The organism is Anaeromyxobacter terrae (assembly GCF_022690685.1).
In the GTDB taxonomy this organism is placed as follows: domain Bacteria; phylum Myxococcota; class Myxococcia; order Myxococcales; family Anaeromyxobacteraceae; genus Anaeromyxobacter; species Anaeromyxobacter terrae.
The window spans coordinates 1-18,085 of sequence record NZ_JALCYY010000005.1; the positions used below are offsets into that span (position 1 = coordinate 1).

The 18,085-nt window shown below is 72.7% G+C and carries 20 protein-coding genes; 9 read left to right on the forward strand and 11 right to left on the reverse strand.

The window, feature by feature from the left end; all coding sequences use genetic code 11:
• The first annotated feature begins 344 nt into the window (after positions 1 to 344).
• From MNY62_RS03100 to MNY62_RS03110, 3 genes are all read left to right on the forward strand, one after another.
• Positions 345 to 905, forward strand: a complete 561-nt coding sequence (locus MNY62_RS03100) for an SAM-dependent methyltransferase (RefSeq protein ID WP_242342634.1) — start codon at positions 345 to 347, stop codon at positions 903 to 905.
• A 61-nt stretch (positions 906 to 966) separates the two neighbouring features.
• Positions 967 to 1,788 carry an alpha/beta fold hydrolase gene (locus MNY62_RS03105; protein WP_242342635.1) on the forward strand — a complete coding sequence of 274 codons (822 nt, stop codon included), beginning with the start codon at positions 967 to 969 and terminating at the stop codon, positions 1,786 to 1,788.
• A 45-nt stretch (positions 1,789 to 1,833) separates the two neighbouring features.
• Positions 1,834 to 3,429, forward strand: a complete 1,596-nt coding sequence (locus MNY62_RS03110) for a Na+/H+ antiporter (protein ID WP_242342636.1) — start codon at positions 1,834 to 1,836, stop codon at positions 3,427 to 3,429.
• 9 nt (positions 3,430 to 3,438) lie between these two features.
• On the opposite strand, the gene MNY62_RS03115 is transcribed toward MNY62_RS03110, so the two are convergent.
• Entirely contained in the window at positions 3,439 to 3,948 is a 510-nt protein-coding gene (locus MNY62_RS03115) for a response regulator (RefSeq protein ID WP_242342637.1), read from the reverse strand.
• Positions 3,949 to 4,148: 200 nt separating this feature from the next.
• Between MNY62_RS03115 and MNY62_RS03120 the strand changes: the two genes are divergently transcribed.
• Complete coding sequence (locus tag MNY62_RS03120; RefSeq protein WP_242342638.1) at positions 4,149 to 5,213, forward strand: winged helix DNA-binding domain-containing protein; 1,065 nt, start codon at positions 4,149 to 4,151, stop codon at positions 5,211 to 5,213.
• Between the two features lie 61 nt (positions 5,214 to 5,274).
• On the opposite strand, the gene MNY62_RS03125 is transcribed toward MNY62_RS03120, so the two are convergent.
• The gene (locus MNY62_RS03125; RefSeq protein WP_242342639.1) at positions 5,275 to 6,033 is read right to left on the reverse strand and encodes a DUF554 domain-containing protein; all 759 of its coding nucleotides are present in this window, start codon (positions 6,031 to 6,033) and stop codon (positions 5,275 to 5,277) included.
• Positions 6,034 to 6,276: 243 nt separating this feature from the next.
• Here MNY62_RS03125 and MNY62_RS03130 point away from each other — a divergent pair, with 243 nt between their 5' ends.
• The 5 genes from MNY62_RS03130 to MNY62_RS03150 all read left to right on the forward strand — a co-directional run bounded on the left by MNY62_RS03130 (position 6,277) and on the right by MNY62_RS03150 (position 10,822).
• Positions 6,277 to 7,386 carry a branched-chain amino acid ABC transporter substrate-binding protein gene (locus MNY62_RS03130; RefSeq protein ID WP_242342640.1) on the forward strand — a complete coding sequence of 370 codons (1,110 nt, stop codon included), beginning with the start codon at positions 6,277 to 6,279 and terminating at the stop codon, positions 7,384 to 7,386.
• Between the two features lie 67 nt (positions 7,387 to 7,453).
• Positions 7,454 to 8,356 (forward strand): branched-chain amino acid ABC transporter permease, encoded by a 903-nt coding sequence (locus MNY62_RS03135; protein ID WP_242342641.1) that lies wholly within the window; start codon positions 7,454 to 7,456, stop codon positions 8,354 to 8,356.
• Entirely contained in the window at positions 8,356 to 9,327 is a 972-nt protein-coding gene (locus MNY62_RS03140) for a branched-chain amino acid ABC transporter permease (protein WP_242342642.1), read from the forward strand. Before MNY62_RS03135 ends, MNY62_RS03140 begins: the two co-directional genes overlap by 1 nt.
• Positions 9,324 to 10,091 (forward strand): ABC transporter ATP-binding protein, encoded by a 768-nt coding sequence (locus MNY62_RS03145; protein ID WP_242342643.1) that lies wholly within the window; start codon positions 9,324 to 9,326, stop codon positions 10,089 to 10,091. Before MNY62_RS03140 ends, MNY62_RS03145 begins: the two co-directional genes overlap by 4 nt.
• Positions 10,091 to 10,822, forward strand: coding sequence for an ABC transporter ATP-binding protein (locus tag MNY62_RS03150; protein WP_242342644.1), 732 nt, complete (start codon positions 10,091 to 10,093; stop codon positions 10,820 to 10,822). The genes MNY62_RS03145 and MNY62_RS03150 overlap by 1 nt, the downstream gene beginning before the upstream one ends.
• A gap of 91 nt (positions 10,823 to 10,913) precedes the next feature.
• Here MNY62_RS03150 and rarD read toward each other — a convergent pair whose 3' ends face one another.
• From rarD to MNY62_RS03195, 9 genes are read right to left on the reverse strand one after another with little or no spacing between them, the layout of a single operon-like run.
• Positions 10,914 to 11,813 (reverse strand): EamA family transporter RarD, encoded by a 900-nt coding sequence (gene rarD / locus MNY62_RS03155; protein ID WP_242342645.1) that lies wholly within the window; start codon positions 11,811 to 11,813, stop codon positions 10,914 to 10,916.
• Positions 11,810 to 12,778: a DMT family transporter gene (locus MNY62_RS03160; protein WP_242342646.1), complete on the reverse strand. Its 969-nt coding sequence runs from the start codon at positions 12,776 to 12,778 to the stop codon at positions 11,810 to 11,812. The genes rarD and MNY62_RS03160 overlap by 4 nt, the downstream gene beginning before the upstream one ends.
• 51 nt (positions 12,779 to 12,829) lie before the next feature.
• Entirely contained in the window at positions 12,830 to 13,462 is a 633-nt protein-coding gene (locus tag MNY62_RS03165; protein WP_242342647.1) for a LysE family translocator, read from the reverse strand.
• A 12-nt stretch (positions 13,463 to 13,474) separates the two neighbouring features.
• A complete protein-coding gene (locus MNY62_RS03170; RefSeq protein WP_242342648.1) occupies positions 13,475 to 13,795 on the reverse strand; it encodes an AzlD domain-containing protein in 321 nt (106 codons plus the stop codon).
• On the reverse strand, positions 13,792 to 14,508 hold the full coding sequence (locus MNY62_RS03175) for an AzlC family ABC transporter permease (protein WP_242342649.1): 717 nt from the start codon (positions 14,506 to 14,508) through the stop codon (positions 13,792 to 13,794). The genes MNY62_RS03170 and MNY62_RS03175 overlap by 4 nt, the downstream gene beginning before the upstream one ends.
• 56 nt (positions 14,509 to 14,564) lie before the next feature.
• Positions 14,565 to 15,287 (reverse strand): ABC transporter ATP-binding protein, encoded by a 723-nt coding sequence (locus MNY62_RS03180; RefSeq protein ID WP_242342650.1) that lies wholly within the window; start codon positions 15,285 to 15,287, stop codon positions 14,565 to 14,567.
• Entirely contained in the window at positions 15,284 to 16,093 is an 810-nt protein-coding gene (locus MNY62_RS03185) for an ABC transporter ATP-binding protein (protein ID WP_242342651.1), read from the reverse strand. The genes MNY62_RS03180 and MNY62_RS03185 overlap by 4 nt, the downstream gene beginning before the upstream one ends.
• Positions 16,090 to 17,136 (reverse strand): branched-chain amino acid ABC transporter permease, encoded by a 1,047-nt coding sequence (locus MNY62_RS03190; RefSeq protein ID WP_242342652.1) that lies wholly within the window; start codon positions 17,134 to 17,136, stop codon positions 16,090 to 16,092. The genes MNY62_RS03185 and MNY62_RS03190 overlap by 4 nt, the downstream gene beginning before the upstream one ends.
• A complete protein-coding gene (locus tag MNY62_RS03195) occupies positions 17,136 to 18,071 on the reverse strand; it encodes a branched-chain amino acid ABC transporter permease (RefSeq protein ID WP_242342653.1) in 936 nt (311 codons plus the stop codon). The genes MNY62_RS03190 and MNY62_RS03195 overlap by 1 nt, the downstream gene beginning before the upstream one ends.
• Between the last annotated feature and the right edge of the window lie 14 nt (positions 18,072 to 18,085).

Sequence of the window (18,085 nt, forward strand, 5' to 3'; positions counted from 1 at the left end):
GATCAGCTCGAGAGCTACATCCGCGGCGGCCGCGCCGGTCAGCTCTCCCAGCCGATCATGACGCTGTTCAGCCACGGCCGAGCTGCCTGACGCGGAGCCCGGTTGATCTGGGCGCGGCACGAGGCGCGCGATGGCGTCGGCGAGCCGGGCACACGACGACCGAGCAGCGCAGGCGGGCCTGGAAGGCCCGTCGAGCAGCGCAGGGAGGAGTCTGCCCGGCGCAGCCAGCCAGCGTGCGCCGCAGTAGCGATCCAGATCAACCGGTCTCCGCCATAGGCGGCCTCGCACGACGGGCGACCCCGGCGGGCCCGCGATCGCGGGCCCGCCGTCGTTAGAAGCACCGCGTGACGCTCGTCGCGCTCGTCGCCGCGCTGGCGGCCGCCCAGCTCGCGGAGACGCCGCCCAGCGGCGGCCCCGAGGTGCCCTTCGTCACGACGCCGCTCGAGGTCGTGGACGAGATGCTGCGGCTCGCCGGAGTCGGCCCCGGCGACGTCGTCTACGACCTCGGCTGTGGCGACGGGCGGATCGTCATCCGCGCGGCCCGGGATCGCGGCGCGCACGGGGTCGGCGTCGACGTCGACGGCCGGCTCGTCGCGGAGGCACGCGAGGCAGCGGCGCGGGCGGGCGTCGCGGACCGCGTGGAGTTTCGCGAGCAGGACCTCTTCGGCGTCGACCTGCGCCACGCGACGGTGGTGACGCTGTACCTGTTCCGGCGGCTCAACCTGCAGCTGCGCCCGAAGCTCCTCGCCGAGCTCCGGCCTGGCGCGCGCGTCGTCTCGCACCAGTTCGACATGGGGGACTGGAAGCCGGACCGGATCATCGACGTGGGCGGACACCGCCTGTACCTCTGGACCGTGCCCGCCGATCCCGCGCGGCGCCGGGCGCTCGAGGCGGCGGGGCGGTGATCCCTCCCGCAGGCCGCGGCGCCGGCGTGCTTCCACGACCGGGCGGCGCTACCGTGGCGGCATGGGGATCGACGTGAACGGGGTCCGCCTGTTCCACACCACGCGCGGAGCGGGCGAGCCCGTCGTCCTCGTCCACGGCTCCTGGGGCGACCACCACGGCTGGGACGCCGTCGCTCCGCAGCTCGCCGAGCGGCGCGCGGTCGTCGCCTACGACCGGCGCGGCCACGGCCTCTCCGCCGCTGCGCGTCCCGCGACGGTCCACGATCACGTGGCCGACCTCGCCGCGCTCGTCGAGGCGCTCGGGCTCGGCCCCGTGCACCTGCTGGCGAGCTCGTACGGAGCGTCGATCGCGCTCCGCACCGCGGCGCTCCACCCCGAGCGGATCCGCTCGCTGTGCGCGCACGAGCCTCCGCTCATGCGGCTGCTCGACGACCACGCGCCCTCCGCCCCTGCCCTGCGCGCCTTCCGCGAGGCCTACCGGCGCATCGAGGCGCTCCTGCGAGCCGGGCGCCTCTCCGACGCGGCGCGCACGTTCGTGGACGAGATCGCGCTCGGGCCGGGGACCTGGGACCGGCTCGCCCCGGCGGGCCGCGAGACGTTCATCCGGAACGCGCCCACCTTCCTCGCCGAGATCGAGGATCCCGACGCGCTCGCCATCGACCTGCGCGCGCTCCGGGCGTTTCGCGGGCCGGTGCTGCTCACGCAGGGCGACCGGAGCCCACCGCTGTTCGGACCCATCCTGGACCGGCTCGCCACGGCGCTGCCGCAGGCGACGCGCCACACGATCGCGGGCGCCGGCCACGTCCCGCACGCGAGCCACCCGCGAGCCTACGTCGAGCGCGTCGAGGCGTTCCTGGCCGGCTCCGGCGCCGCCGGGACGTAAGTCGTTCGACTGGCCTCGGCGGTCCGCCGACGGCATCGCAGGGTGATGGAGATCCGCCACGTCGTCGAGGTGGTGGTCCTGATGGTGGCGGCCGTGGTGGCGCTCGCCACGCTCGCCAGACGCCTCGCCCTCCCCTACCCGATCCTCCTCACGCTCGGCGGCCTCCTGCTCGGGCTGGTCCCGGGGCTGCCCCAGGTGGTCCTCGCCCCCGACCTGGTGTTCCTCCTGGTCCTGCCGCCGCTGCTCTACGCCGCCGCGTGGGACACCTCGTGGCGCGACTTCTGGTCCGCCCGCCGCGCCATCGGCCTCCTCGCGCTCGGGCTCGTCGCCGCGACGGTGGCCTCCGTGGCGCTCGCCGCGCACCTGCTCGTCGGGCTCGCGTGGGCCCCGGCCCTCGCGCTCGGCGCGATCGTCTCGCCCACGGATGCCATCGCCGCGACGGCGATCGCCGAGCGGCTCCACGCCCCCCGTCGGCTCATCACGGTCCTCGAGGGAGAGAGCCTGGTGAACGACGCGAGCGGGCTCGTCGCCTACCGGTTCGCGATCGCCGCCACCCTCACCGGGAGCTTCTCGCTCGCCGCCGCGGCGGGTCAGTTCGTCCTCCTGAGCCTGGGCGGGATCGCGGTCGGCGTGGTCGTCGGCCGGCTGAGCCTGCGGCTCCTCGCGCGGCTCGACGACGGTCCCTCGGAGGTCCTCGCGGGGATGGTCACCGCGTACGCGGCCTACTTCCTCGCCGAGCGCGCCGGCGTGTCGGGCGTCCTGGCCTGCGTCGCGGGCGGGCTCTCCGGCTCGCGCATCGCGCCGAGGGTCGTGCGCCCCAGCACGCGGCTGCAGGCGTACGCGGTGTGGGACACGCTCGAGTTCCTGCTGAACGGCCTCGTGTTCATCCTCCTCGGCTTCCAGGTCCGCGAGGTCTGGTCCGAGATCTCGCGCGCGCCCCTCTCCACCCTGCTCCTCCACGGTGCCGCGATCTCCGCCACCGTGATCGCCACGCGGATGCTCTGGGTGTTCCCGACCACGTACCTGCCGCGGCTCGTGTCGGCGCGGCTCCGCGCGCGGGATCCGGCTCCGCCCTGGCCGCACGTGGTCGTCGCCGGCTGGGCGGGCATGCGCGGCGCCGTCTCGCTCGCGCTGGCGCTCGCGCTGCCGCGCGACGGCCGCACGTTCCCCGGCCGCGGCCTCATCGTCTACCTGACCTTCTGCGTGATCCTCGCGACGCTCGTCGGCCAGGGGCTCACGCTCGGACCGCTCATGCGCTGGCTGGGCGTGGTCTCGGAGGGCGGCGAGCCTCGCGAGGAGCTCGAGGCGCGGCGGGCCGCGACGCGCGCGGGGATGGCCCGGATCGAGGCGCTCCTCGGCGAGTCCTGGGTGCCGCGCGAGCGCGGCGAGCACCTGCGCGGTCATTACCAGGATCGGCTCAGCGCCCTCGACGGACGGGCCGCGCACGCCGACGGCGAGATCGCCGATGCCGACGGGCGGGATCCGGGCGCGGAGGAGGCGCGCGCGTTCCGCAGGCTGCGGCTCGAGGGGATCCGGGAGGAGCGGCGCGAGCTGATCCGGCTCCGGAACGAGGGCGCCCTCGACGACGACGCCTTCCAGCGGATCGAGCGGGACCTCGACCTCGCCGAGGAGCGCGCGTGATTGGCCAACCTACACCGCGGCGCTGCACAGGGGCGGGACGGGCGCGAACGCCGCACGCGCGAGCACGAGGGTGCCCCGCGCCGCCGGGTGCACCGGCGCCGCGGACCGGAGAGGCGCCGGCTCTGCACGCCGCGCTGCGACGTCCGCGATGGCCTGCGCCGCCGCCTCGGGCCCGAGCGCGCGGTCCACGACCGCGTCCGCGCCGAGGGCGACGAGCTGATCGCGAAGCCCGCGCGAGGCGCCGCCGGCGAGGACGACGATGCCGAGGTCGCGCTCGCCCCCCGCGTGGCGGACGAGGTGGACGAACGACACGGCATCACGGCCGGGCAGCTCCGAGTCGATGACGAGCACGTCGAGCTCGAGGAGCTCGTCGAGGAGCTGGTCGAGGCCGGTCGCCGCGTCCGTCGCGGCGCGCACCTCGAAGCCCCGCGCCTCGAGGGCGGTGCCGAGGAGCCGGAGCACGTTCGCGTCGTCGTCGAGGAGGAGCGCCCTGGGCCGCCGGTTCGTCGTCGCGTTCATGCCCTGCCGACGCGCCGCCGCGAAGGGCTATTCAGCGCGTGAAATCGCGCCGGAACCGCCGTGTCGACGGGCGCTTGCGACGCGTGAACGGCAGCCACAGCGTGAAGAGACGGCGCGACGCGCCTCCCGGGCGACCGGGACCTCTCTCGTCACCCGTGAGGCCGGAGCGCGCGCGATGGCGTTCCCCTACATTCGCGACGATGGCTCGACTCGACGTGGCGCGGAGGCGGATGCTCACCCAGCGCGTCATGGGGCCGCGGTTCGAGGCCCCGCTGGACGCGGTCCGCTGGCTCGGCGCCGTCCAGGCCCAGGACTACCTCGGGGCGCTGTGGGCGATCGGGCTGCGGACGCGGGGGGCGACCGAGGCCGCCGTGGAGCGCGCCATCGCCGATCGGCTGATCGTCCGCACCTGGCCGATGCGCGGCACGCTGCACTTCGTCGCCGCCGCCGACGCCCGCTGGATGCTCGCGCTCCTCACGCCGAAGGTCATCCGCGCCAGCGCCGCGCGCCTGCGCCAGCTCGACCTCGACGAGGCGGTGTTCGCCCGCAGCCGGGACCTGCTCGCGAGGGCCCTCGAGGGCGGCCGGCGGCTATCGCGAGACGCGATCTACGCGCTGCTGCGCGACGCCGGCATCTCCCCCGCCGGCCAGCGCGGCATCCACATCCTGTGGCGGCTCGCGCAGGAGCGGCTCGTCTGCTTCGCGTCGCGCGAGGGCAAGCAGCACACGTTCGCGCTCCTCGAGGAATGGCTGCCGCCGGCGAGGGCGCTCGAGCGCGACGAGGCGCTGGCGGAGCTCGCCACGCGCTATTTCACCGGCCACGGCCCGTCCACGCTCGAGGACTTCGGCTGGTGGTCCGGGCTTCCCGCCGCCCTGGCGCGGGAGGCGCTCGAGCTCGCGAAGCCAAGGCTCGCCCGCGAGGTCGTGGGCGATCGCGTCCTCTGGGCCTCCGGCGCGGAGCGCGCGCTGGGGAGCACCCGCTCCGAGGCGTACCTCTTGCCGGCCTTCGACGAGCTCCTCGTCGGGTACCGCGACCGGAGCGCGTCGCTCGACCCGGCGTACGCCCGGCGCGTGGGAAACCTCCTCTCCCCGACCCTCGTCCACGAAGGCCAGGTCGTCGGGACCTGGACGCGATCCTTCAGGAAGGACACGGTGGAGGTTCGCACCACCTTCTTCGAGCGCGCCGCGCCCTCGCGCGCCCGCGCCGTCGCGGAGGCCGCCGCGGGGTATGGAGCCTTCGTGGGCAGGCGCGTCGTGCTGCCGTGAGCCGCGAGCGCTCACCCCTGTTCTTCGTGCTGCACACCGTCGAGCTCGACGGGAGCGCCGCTCAGGGGACGACGTAGGCGAGGACGGCCGCGACGAACACGCCGGGCAGGAGATTGCCCACCGGCAGGCGCTTGATGCCGGTGAGATCGAGGCCGATGGCGGCGATGAGCAGCCCGCCGGCCGAGGTGAGCGTGGCAAGGACCGGGACGGTGAGGTAGCCGGCCACGCCGCTCGCGGCGGCCGTGATCCCCCCCTGGTACAGCGCGAGCGGCAGCACGGAGAGCCCCACCCCCGGGCCGAGCGTGGAGGCGAGCACGATGGAGGTGATGCCGTCGAGCAGCGCCTTCACGAAGAGCACGTCGGGCTGGCCGGCGGCGTCCTGGATGGAGCCGATCACGGCCATGGCGCCGACGCAGTACAGCAGGGACGCCGTCACGAACCCCTCGACGAGGTCGTGGCCCTGCGGCGCCGCGTGGCCCGCCGTGGGGGGCGCCCGCCGCGCGAGGGACTGCATCCAGACGCCGAACCGCTCCAGGCGGAGCTCGAGCTGGAGCAGCTCACCCACGATCCCCCCCACCACGAGCCCCCCGATCACGACGAGCGGGTTGGGGTGGAACGGCCCGGCGCCCGCGTGGGCGAGCTTCGTCGCGTCGACGCGCGGATCGAGGGCCATCTGCAGCCCGACCCCGAGCACCGACAGCCCGATGGCAGCCATGGCGGTGGTGCGGACGCGATCGGGGATGAGGCGGCCGAAGAGCAGCCCGACGCCGGTCCCGGCGACGATGGCGCCGACGTTCACGAGGGTTCCGATGCCTGGCATTCGTTCTCCGGGAGCGGCGGCCACCGTGCGCGGCCCGACGCAGTGCGCCGCAAACTACAAGAAAGGCTCCGGCCGGGCGACGCCAAACCCGGCCTCGGGCCGGGGGCAAGGGAAAGACGAGCCGGGGGCCCGGGGTCCGCCGGACGGAACGGGCCCCCCTGCGTATTTCCCCTACCGGAGGGCGCCCGAACGATGCTGAGATGTCGCCTCCCGGGGTTCAAAGGAGGACACATGACGAAGCCGATGAGACTCGCAGTCGCGATGTCCCTGCTCGCATTCGGATCCGCCCGCGCGGCGGACACGGTCAAGATCGGGCTGATGGCCCCGATGACCGGCTCCTGGGCCAGCGAGGGTCAGGAGATGAAGCGCAACGTCGACCTGCTCGCCGCGGAGCAGAACGCACGCGGCGGCCTGCTCGGCAAGCAGATCGAGGTGGTGCTGGAGGACGACGGCGGCGATCCGCGGACGGCAGCCCTCGCCGCGCAGCGGCTCACCACGAAGGGCGTCGTGGCCGTCATCGGCACGTACGGCTCGGCGGTGACCGAGGCCACCCAGAACATCATCGACGAGGCGGGTCTCGTCCAGGTGGCGAACGGCTCCACCGCCGTCCGGCTCACCGAGAAGGGGCTCAAGCACTTCTTCCGGACCTGCCCGCGCGACGACGAGCAGGGGCGCGTCGGGGCCGCGACCCTCGAGAAGCTGAAGGCGAAGAAGGTCGCGCTGCTCCACGACAACTCGGCCTACTCGAAGGGGCTCGCGGACGAGATCGCGGCGATCCTCAAGAAGCGCAACATCCCCATCGCCTTCTTCGACGCCCTCACGCCCAAGGAGCAGGACTACTCGGCGATCCTCACCCGGCTCAAGGCGGCCGGGCCGGACGTGGTCTTCTTCACCGGCTACTATCCCGAGGCCGGGCTGCTCCTGAAGCAGAAGAAGCAGATGGGCTGGAACGTGCCCTTCATCGGCGGCGACGCCATCAACAACCCCGATCTCGTCAAGATCGCCGGCAAGGACGCGGCGGCCGGGTTCCAGTTCCTCTCGCCGCCCGTCCCGAAGGACCTCGACACGCCCGAGGCCAAGGCCTACGTCGCGAGCTACCAGAAGAAGTACGGCGAGGCCCCCAACTCGATCTACGGCGTCCTCGCGGGCGACGGCTTCCGCGTCGTCGTGAAGGCCATCGAGGCCACCAAGTCGACCGACGCCGACAAGCTGCGCGGGTACCTGGTCGGCCAGCTCAAGGACTTCCCGGGCTTCACCGGAAAGATCGCGTTCAACGAGAAGGGCGACCGCGTGGGCGAGCTGTACCGCGTGTACAAGGTCGACCCCGCCGGCAACTTCGTCCTGCAGAAGTAGCGCGTGCCCAGCGGAGCGGGGCCCCGCGGTCCGGGGCCCCGCTCGACCTCCGGAGCCGACCGATCCCATGGAGCAATTCTTCCAGCAGCTGACGAACGGGCTCGCCGTCGGGAGCATCTACGCCCTGATCGCGCTCGGGTACACGATGGTGTACGGCGTGCTCCGGCTCATCAACTTCGCGCACGGGGACCTCTTCACCTACGGCGCGTACCTGGGGATGACGCTCCTCACGTCGTTCCTCCTCCACGACCACCTCGGCCTCGCGCTCGGGCTCGTCGTGCTGGCGGTGATGGTGATGGGGCTCGTCGCGGTCATCGGGGTGATCCTGGAGCGGGCGGCGTATCGGCCGCTGCGGGAGTCCCCTCGCCTGTCGGCGGTGGTCTCCGCGCTGGGTGCCTCGATCTTCCTCCAGAACGCCCTCATGCTCGTCTACGGGGCCCGCTACCAGGTCTACCCGGACATCCTCCCGCAGACGACGGTGTCGCTCCTCGGCCAGCAGGTGCCGGTGATGCGCATCGCCGTGGTGCTGGTGTCGGTCACCATCATGGCGGCCCTGTACCTGTTCGTGCAGAAGACCAAGGTCGGCACCGCCATCCGCGCCGCCGCGATCGACCAGGGTGCGGCGCGGCTCATGGGGATCGACGTGAACAAGGTGGTCACGATCGTCTTCGTGATCGGCCCCGCCCTCGGCGGCGGGGCGGGCCTCCTCGTCGGCCTCTACTACGGGCAGATCAGCTTCACCATGGGCTGGATCTACGGGATGAAGGCGTTCACGGCCGCCATCCTCGGCGGGATCGGCAACATCCCCGGCGCGATGGTGGGCGGGCTCCTGCTCGGCGTCGTGGAGGCGCTCGGCGCGGCCTACGTGTCGTTCGCCTGGAAGGACGCGTTCGCCTTCCTCGTGCTCATCCTCATCCTCATCGTGCGGCCCTCCGGCCTCCTCGGCGAGCGCGTGGCGGAGAAGATCTGATGGCGGCACGCACCACGACCCGCCTCGCGATCGGGTACGCCCTCGCGGTCGCCTTCATCGCGGCGGCGCCCCTCTTCCTCGACGCGTACTGGCTCGACGTGCTGAACAGCGTCGGGCTCTACGTCCTCCTGGCCCTGAGCCTCAACCTCATCCTGGGCGACGCCGGCCTCTTCAACATGGGGCACGCCGCCTTCTACGCGGTGGGGGCCTACACCACCGCGATCCTCAGCACCCGGTTCCAGATCCCCATCCTCTGGACGCTCCCGGCGAGCGCCGTGGTGGCGGCGCTCTTCGCGACGCTGGTGGCCCGCCCCGTCGTCCACCTGCGCGGCGACTACCTGCTCGTCGTGACCATCGGGCTCGGCGAGATCGTGCGGATCGCGCTCGTGAACGACGTCTTCGGGCTCACCGGCGGCGCGAACGGGATCTTCGGCATCGCTCGCCCGACGGTGTTCGGCCTCAAGATTCGCCGGCCCCACGAGTTCCTCTACCTGATCTGGGCCTTCGTGGCGGTTACGGTGCTCCTGTTCCACCGCCTCGAGCAGTCCCGCTTCGGCCGCGCCCTCAACTACCTCCGGGAGGATCCCGTCGCCGCGGAGGGCAGCGGCGTGAACACGGCCCGATACCGCCTGCTCGCCTTCGCGCTGGGTGCGGCCTGGGCGGGGATGACCGGCACCCTCTACGCCGCCAAGATGACGATCATCTCGCCCGAGTCGTTCGGCTTCTGGGAGTCGGTGGTCCTCTTCCTGATGGTGATCCTCGGCGGCTCCGGCTCCATCCCAGGCGTCATCCTCGGCGCGACCCTCGTCGTGGTGCTCCCGGAGGTGTTTCGCGGCTTCGCGAGCGCCCGCATGCTGGTCTTCGGCCTCGTGATGATGGTGATGATGGTCGTCCGGCCCCAGGGGCTCCTCGCGTTCCGCATCCTCCGCTTCAAGGAGTCCGACGTGCGCCGGGCAGGAGCGTCGCAGTGAGCGCGCTCCTCGAGGTCCGCGGCGTCACGAAGAGCTTCGGCGGGCTCACCGCGGTGAGCGACGTCTCGTTCGACGTCGAGGCGGGGTCCGTCGTCGGCCTCATCGGGCCGAACGGCGCAGGCAAGACCACCACCTTCAACCTCATCACCGGCAACTACCGCGCCGATCGCGGGACCATCCGCTTCGAGGACCGGGCGATCGACCGGATGCGGACGCACAAGATCGTGCAGGCGGGGATCGCCCGCACGTTCCAGAACGTCCGCCTCTTCCAGCAGCTCTCCGCCGTCGAGAACGTCCTCGCCGGCCGACACTGCCGCACGAAGAGCGGGGCCCTCGGCGCGCTCCTCCGCCCGCCCTGGCAGGTCCGCGAGGAGCGCGAGGCGGCGGCGCGCGCGGTGGAGGAGCTCGCCTTCGTCGGCCTGAGCGGCCACGCCATGGAGCTCGCGAAGAACCTCGCCTACGGCGACCAGCGGCGCCTGGAGATCGCGCGGGCGCTCGCGGCGGACCCGCGGCTCGTCATCCTGGACGAGCCGGCCGGCGGCATGAACGAGCAGGAGACCGAGGAGCTCATCGGGCTCATCGGCCGGATCCGAAAGCGCGGCATCACCATCCTGCTCATCGAGCATGACATGAGCCTCGTGATGCGAGCCTGCGAGCACATCGTGGTCCTGGAGTACGGGGAGAAGATCGCCGAGGGTCCCCCCGCCTCGATCCAGGCGAACCCGCGCGTGATCGAGGCGTACCTCGGCACGGAGGAGGTCTAGTGGACGCGCCGCTCCTCGAGACGCGCGGCCTGCGGGTCAAGTACGGCAACGTCGAGGCCCTGCACGGCATCGACATCGCCGCCCGGCAGGGCGAGATCGTCAGCATCCTGGGCGCGAACGGCGCCGGGAAGTCCACCACCCTCCGCGCCATCAGCGGCCTGCTTCGCCCGTCCGGCGGCGAGATCCGCTACGACGGCAAGCCGGCGGCGGGCATCCCGGCGCACGAGCGGGTGCGGCTCGGGATCGCGCAGGCGCCGGAGGGCCGGCGGATCTTCGGCACGCTCACCGTGAGGGAGAACCTCATCCTGGGCGCGTTCACCCGGACCGACAAGGAGGAGATCGCCGCCTCCGCCGCGTGGATCTACAAGCTCTTCCCGGTGCTCGAGGCGCGGCGCCTGCAGCTCGCCGGCACGCTCTCCGGCGGCGAGCAGCAGATGCTCGCCATCGGGCGGGCGCTCATGGCGAAGCCGCGCGTCCTCCTCCTCGACGAGCCCTCCCTCGGCCTCGCCCCGCTGCTCGTGAAGGCCATCTTCCGCACGCTGCGCGAGATCAACGAGCAGACGGGCGTGACGGTGGTGCTGGTGGAGCAGAACGCCCGCGCGGCGCTGAAGCTCGCCCACCGCGGGTACGTGATGGAGGTCGGCCGGATCGTGCTCGAGGGCCCGGCCGCGACCCTCGCGTCCGATCCGAAGGTGCAGGCGGCTTACCTGGGGGGGAAGACAGGAGCCTGAGCGACAGCCTCGCGGTCGGGGTCGGGGTCGGGGTCGGGGGGTCGGGGTCGGGGCGAGGGCGAGGCGGATCGCCCAGGGCAGCCCCGGCCGATCACCCCGCCTGCCGCCGCGCCAGCGCCAGCGCCTCGATCGAGTAGATCGCGAGCGAGAGCCAGATGCAGCCGAAGGTCAGGGCGTGCGCCGCGGAGAACGGCTCCCGGAAGACCAGCACGGCGATGGCGAACTGGACGGTCGGGTTCACGTACTGGAGGAGCCCGATCGTCGAGAGCCGGAGCCGCTGGACGCCCAGCGCGAACAGCATGAGCGGGATGGCGGTCACGACCCCGCTCGCGGCGAGGAAGGTCGTCACGCGCGCGCCGGCGCCGAAGTGGCCCGCGTGCGCCGCCCCGAGCGACGCGAGGTAGAGCGCCGCGATGGGCGTGAGGAGCGCCACCTCCCCGAGGAGCCCCGCGGTCGCGTCGACCCGCACCCGCTTGCGGATGAGCCCGTACAGGCCGAAGGTGAACGCGAGGGCGAGCGCGACCCACGGGAACGTGCCCGCCCGGACGACGAGCGCGACCACGCCGACCGCCGCGATGACCACCGCGATCCGCTGCGCGCGCGTGAGCGGCTCGCGCAGGAACACCACGCCGAGGAGCACCGAGACGAGCGGGTTGACGAAGTAGCCGAGGCTCGCCTCCAGGACCCGCCCGGCGTTCACCGCCCAGACGTAGACGAGCCAGTTCGCCGAGATGAAGACCGCGCTCACGGCGAGGCTCGGGAGCGTCCGAGGCGCGCGGAGCTGCCGGAGGACGTCCCCCCAGCGCCGCTGGAGCGTCACGAGCGCGGCCACGAACAGCGTCGAGCAGACGATCCGGTAGGCCAGGATCTCGGGGGCGGGCACGCCGGCGAGGGCATGGAAGTAGAGCGGGAACAGCCCCCACATGAGATACGCGGCGGCGGCGTAGCCGACCCCCGCCGCGCGGCGGGCCCCTTCCGCAGGCGACTTCACTGGCGCGCCGTCTCGACGCGGGAGAGGAGCAGCACGGCGCCGAGGATGAGCGCTCCGCCCGCGGCCCGGACCCAGGTCACCTGCTCGCCGAGCAGGGCGGCGGCGAGGACGAGCGTGGTCACGGGCTCGAGGGTGGAATAGACGGAGGCCCGCACAGGCCCGAGCCGCTCGAGACCTGCCAGGAAGAACGCGACCGCGAGCACCGTGCAGACGATCGCGATGGCGAGCACCGCGGCCCAGCCCACCGGCGTCCGGGGGAGCTGCGGGCCCCGCAGCAGGACCACGCCCGCGAAGACCACGGCCGCGGCCGAGCTGACCACGGTGGTCGAGGCCGTCGGCGTGATGCCGGCCGGGAGCCGGCCCCCGGTGAGGATGTAGACCGAGTAGATGAGCGCCGCGAGCACGCCGAAGAAGATGCCGAGCGGCGACCCGTCCACCGCCCTCCCGATGGTGAGCAGGCTCCCGAGGAGCGCCATGCCGATGGCGACGAGCTGCGCGCCGGACAGGGGGTGGCGGAACACGACGCGGGCCAGGATCGCGACGAGCGCGGGGTAGAGGTACAGGAGCAGCGCGGCGAGCCCGGCCGACGCGAGGCTCACCGCGGTGAAGTACGAGAACGCCTGCCCCGCGTACCCGATCGCCCCCATGCCGACCAGCATGGCGAGCCCCCTGCCCCGCGGGACCGCCGCGCCGCGGAGCGCGAGCACGAGCCACATGAGCGCGGCGGCGATGGTGAAGCGGAGGAGGAGGAGCGTGGAGGTGTCCACGCCCGACGCGTAGGCGAGGCGCGCGAAGATGGGCAGCGTGCCGAAGCACACCGCGGACGCCGCCACGTAGGCGACTCCGAGCGCCGTGCCGCGCCCGCGCGGATGGCGGCCGGCGCCGGCCGGCTCCAGTGCGCCGGGGCACGGCGGCACGGCTGCCTCGACGTCCACCTTCGTCGTCTGGGACTCGGTCGCGGGCACGGCGCGAGGACATATCAGCCCGCGCGCCGAGGGGCAAAGGGCGCGGGCACGTCAGCGCGCGAGCGCGCTCAGCGCGCCGAGGCCCATGTAGACCGCGCCGCTCACGTAGCGCTCACCGCGGGCGAAGGCCGGGTTCTTTCGCAGCCAGGCCCCGAGGCCGCCGGCGAGGAGCACGTACCCGCTGTCGGTGACGATGGCGAGCGTCACGAAGACGAAGCCCAGGAGCAGGATCTGCACCGTCACCGAGGCACGCGCCGGATCGGCGAACTGCGGCAGGAAGGCGAGGAAGAACAGCGCCGTCTTGGGGTTGAGCGCCGCCACCAGGAAGGCCTGACGGAGGACCGCGCGCGGCGGAGCGGCTGCAGGAGCGGCGTCCGCGGCCCCGAGCGACGCGCCGCGATCGAGCACCCGGCGGACGCCGAGGAGCACGAGGTAGGCGGCCCCGAGGTACCTCACGAAGGAGAAGGCCACGGGGGAAGACGCGAGCAGCGCCGCGAGGCCGAGGGCGGCCGCGGCGGCGTGGACCGTGTTCCCGAGCCCGACCCCCAGCACCGACATGAACCCGGCGCGCCGGCCGAGGCTCATGCTGCGCGCGACGATGAACAGCACCGCCGGGCCCGGCGTGAGCGTCAGGGCGAGCGTGGCGGCGACGAAGAGCGCGAGCTTCTGTGGCGGGATGGGCATGGCGGCGCCGGCTCAGGCCGGGACGAGCGCCTGCAACGTCCAGAGCGCCGCCATCCCGACGGCGATGGTGAGGACCACGTTCCGCGTCCGCCAGGCGACGAGGGCCGCGACGACGCCCGCCACGAGCCGCAGGTTCCCGGGGCGCAGGTCGAGCGCCCCCTCGCGCACGAGCAGCTCCGGGAAGACGATCGCGGAGAGCACGGCGGGCGGGACGAAGCGCAGCGCGTGGGTGACGATGGGCGGCAGCTCCACCTTCCCGAGGAGCGCGATGAAGGAGAGCCGGATGGCGAAGGTGACGAGCCCGGCGACGACGAGGACCGGAAACCAGCTCATGCCCGCCTCGCGTCCACGAGCAGCCCGACGAGGATCCCCACCAGCGCGGCGAGCACCAGGCCGAGCTTGTACGGGACCCCCACCACCATCACCGCGAGGAGCCCGGCGGCGATCGCGGCCGCGGCGGCCGCCACGTCCTTCAGCGCGGGGATGACGAGCGCGATGAAGGTGAGCGCGAGCGTGAAGTCGAGCGACCAGCGCTGCGGCACCGCGGCGCCGAGGAACACTCCCGCGGCGGTGCTGGCCTGCCAGGCGGCCCAGAGGGTCAGCCCGGCGCCGAGGAAGTACCAGTGGCGGTGCGGCGAGACGTCGGGCCGGTCGCCGTCGCGCGCGTAGCGTGAGGCCGCCACGGCGTAGGCCTCGTCGGTGAGGAGGTAGGCGAGGACGAGCTTCCAGCCCGTCCCCAGGTGCTGGAGGCGCGGCGCGACGGAGGCGCTGTACAGCGCGTGGCGCAGGTTGACGACGAACACGGTCACCACCAGGACCACCGCCGGCGCGCCCTCGCGGATGAGCTGCGTCGCGATGAACTGCGCCGACCCGGCGAACACCACCGAGGACATCGCCTGGGCGGTGAGCGCCGGGAGGCCCGCGCCGAGCGCGAGCAGGCCGTAGATCATCCCGAAGGGCGCGACGCCGAGCAGGATGGGGAGCTCGTCGCGGCAGCCGGCCAGGAACTCCCGGCCCTGCGCCGAGCGCGGTGAGGCGATGGACATCCCGGAAAGATAGCGTCCCGGCGCGCGCGTGGACACACTGCGCGCGCCCGCCCGCGTCACTCGCCGAGATACGCCTTGCGGACCTCCGGCGAGGCGAGCAGCTCCTTGCCGGTCCCCTGCATCACCACGTTGCCGGTCTCGAGCACGTAGGCGCGGTGCGCGAGCTGGAGCGCCTTGTGGGCGTTCTGCTCGACGAGGAGGAGCGAGACGCCCGACGCGTTCACCTCGCGCAGCACGCTGAAGATCCGCTCGACGACCTGCGGCGCGAGGCCCAGCGACGGCTCGTCGAGCAGCATCAGCTTCGGCCGGCTCATGAGCGCGCGGGCGACGGCCAGCATCTGCTGCTCGCCGCCGGAGAGCGTGCCCGCCACCTGGTTGCGGCGCTCGGCGAGGATCGGGAACAGCGAGAACTGCTTCTCGGCGTCCTCGGCGATCCCGGCCCGGTCCTTCCGGAGGTACGCGCCGAGGTCGAGGTTCTCGCGCACCGTGAGGTTGAGGAAGATCCCTCGCCCCTCGGGCGCGTGCGCCATGCCGCGGGCCACGAGCGCGTGCGAGGGGAGCTTCGTGACGTCCTCCCCCTGGAAGTGGATCGCGCCGGTGCTCGGCTTGAGCATCTTCGAGACGGCGCGCAGGGTGGTGGTCTTGCCCGCGCCGTTCGCGCCGATGAGCGCCACCACCTGGCCCTGCGAGACCTCGAGCGAGACCCCGCGGAGCGCCTCGATGGCGCCGTAGTGGACCCGCAGGTCCCTCACCTGGAGGATGAGGCCGTTGCCGGTCATCGCGCGCCCTCCGGGGTGATCGCGATGTGCTTCTCCTCGAGGTACGCGTCGCCCAGGTAGGCCTCGATGACCTTCGGGTTCTTCCGGATGGCCTCGGGCTTGCCCTGCGCGATGGTCACGCCGTGGTCGAGCACGAGCAGCCGCTCCGAGACGCCCATCACGAGCCGCATGTCGTGCTCGATGACGAGGATCGAGATGCCGAACCGATCGCGGATGTCGCGGATGAGCTGCATGAGCTCGACCTTCTCGGCGGCGTTCATGCCGGCCGCCGGCTCGTCGAGGCAGAGCACCTTGGGGCCGGTCGCGAGCGCCCGGGCGATCTCCAGCCGGCGCTGCTCGCCGTAGGGCAGGTTCCGCGAGACCTCGTCGCGCCGGTGCGAGAGCCCCATCACCTTCAGGTACTCCTCGGCGCGGGCGAGGATGCGGGACTCCTCGGTGCGGTGGCGCGCGGTGAGGAACAGCGCGTCGAAGAAGCCGCTCGTCGCCCGCGCGTGGCAGGCGACCCGCACGTTGTCGAGCGCGGTGAGCTGCTTGTAGAGGCGGATGTTCTGGAAGGTCCGGGCCACGCCCTTCGCGCAGATCTCGTGCGGGCGCTGGGCGTTCACGAGCTCGCCCGCCACCCGGACCTCGCCCTCGCTCGGCGTGTACACGCCGGTGATGGCGTTGAAGGCGGTGGTCTTCCCGGCGCCGTTCGGGCCGATGAGGCCGACGAGCTCGCCGGGCTGCATCACCAGGTTGAAGTCGGCGAGGGCCTTGAGGCCCCCGAACCGCATGGTGACGGACTTCGCCTCGAGGGGCGCGCTCATACGACCCCCTTGGTCGAGTCGTCGCGGACCTCGGTCGGCGAGGCGCCCGCGGGTCCCGTCGCGGCGAGCTGCCGGGTCCGGAACAGCCGGCGGACGATGGCGAGGTCCCAGATCTCGCGCGTGCCGAAGATCCCCTGCGGGCGGAGCAGCATCAGCGCGATGAGGAGGATCGCGTAGACGACCATGCGGTAGGCCTGGAACTCGCGGAGCAGCTCCAGCGCGATGGTGAGGGTGCAGGCGGCGACGATCGAGCCCGTGATGGAGCCGAGGCCGCCCAGCACCACCATCACCACCACCTCGATGGAGCGGACGAAGGTGAACATGCGCGGCGTGGCGAGCAGGATGGCGTGCGAGATGAGCGCTCCGGCCAGGCCCGCGTAGGCGGCGGAGATGACGAACGCCCGCACCTTGTAGCCGGTGGTGTCGACGCCCATCGCCTCGGCCGCCACCTCGTCCTCGCGGATCGCGAAGAGCGCCCGGCCCTGGGTCGAGACGGCGAGCCGGCGCGCCATCACCACCGTGGCGATGGCCGAGACCCCGACCCACACCAGGTTGGTGCGCGGGGGCAGGCCGGAGAGGCCCGTCGCCTGCCCGAGGGTCTTCATGTTCTCGATGATGGAGCGGATGATCTCGCCGAACCCCAGCGTCACGATGGCGAGGTAGTCGCCGCGCAGGCGCAGGGAGGGCATGCCCACCAGGAACCCCGCGATCGCCGCCGTGCCCATGCCGGCGGTGAGCGCCAGGGCGAAGATGGCCTGGTCGGAGAAGGACTGCGGGACGAAGGGCAGGTCCACGCCCACGAGCCCGGTGGTGATCTTCGCGGCGGTGTACGCGCCCACCGCCATGAACCCGGCGTGCCCGAGCGAGAACTGGCCGGTGAAGCCGTTCACCACGTTGAGCGAGACCGCCAGGACGACGTTCACCCCGACGCTCACCAGGATGAGCGCGTAGTCCGGGGGAGTGATCCCCTGGATCGCGAAGAGGATCGGCAGCCCGAGGAGGAAGGGCAGGACCGACCGGAACACTGCCTGCGCGCGCGCCACTACACCTTCTCCACGGTGACGCGGCCGAAGAGGCCCGCGGGTCGGACGAGCAGCACGAGGATGAGCACCGTGAACGCGATGGCGTCACGGTAGGACGAGTCGGTGTAGCCGGCCACGTACTCCTCGGTGAGCCCGAGCAGGAGCCCGCCCGCCATCGCGCCGGGGACGCTCCCGATGCCGCCGAGCACCGCCGCCACGAAGGCCTTGAGCCCGGAGATGAGCCCGAAGAGCGGCTCGATCTTGGGGCGCGAGGAGGCGTTGATGATGCCGGCCGCGGCGGCGAGCGCGCTGCCCAGCATGAAGGTCCAGGAGATGATCCGGTTCACGGGGATCCCCATGAGCCCGGCTACCTGCGGGTCGAAGGAGACGGCGCGCATCGCGGTACCGAAGCGCGTCCGGTACACGATGAACTGGAGCACGAGCATGAGCCCGAGCGCGACCCCGAGCCCGAGCAGATCGATCTTGGGCATCGTCGCGCCGAGGATCTCGATCGAGCGCTCGCCGCCGAAGTCGATGAGCGGCGGGAAGAAGCGCGGGCTCGGCCCGGGCGGGAACTGCACCGGGGTGCGGATCCAGGGGGACAGCTGGAACCCGTACTCGAGCAGGAACGAGACGCCGATCGCCGTGATGAGCGCCGTGAGCCGGGCCCGGTGGCGGAGCGGCCGGTAGGCGAAGCGCTCGATCACGAACCCGAGCAGCGCACACGCGATCATCGCGCCGAGGGTCACGTACGCCGCCCGGAAGAACGACGGCTCGCCTCCCCCGCCGACGATCCCCAGGTAGTAGCCCGAGAAAGCCCCCACCATGTAGACGTCGCCGTGGGCGAAGTTGATGAGCTTCAGGACGCCGTAGACCATCGTGTAGCCGAGCGCGATCAGGGCGTAGATCGTCCCGACGGAGAGGCCGTTCACGAAGTGCTGCAGGAACTCGGTCACGCGGGACACCCGGG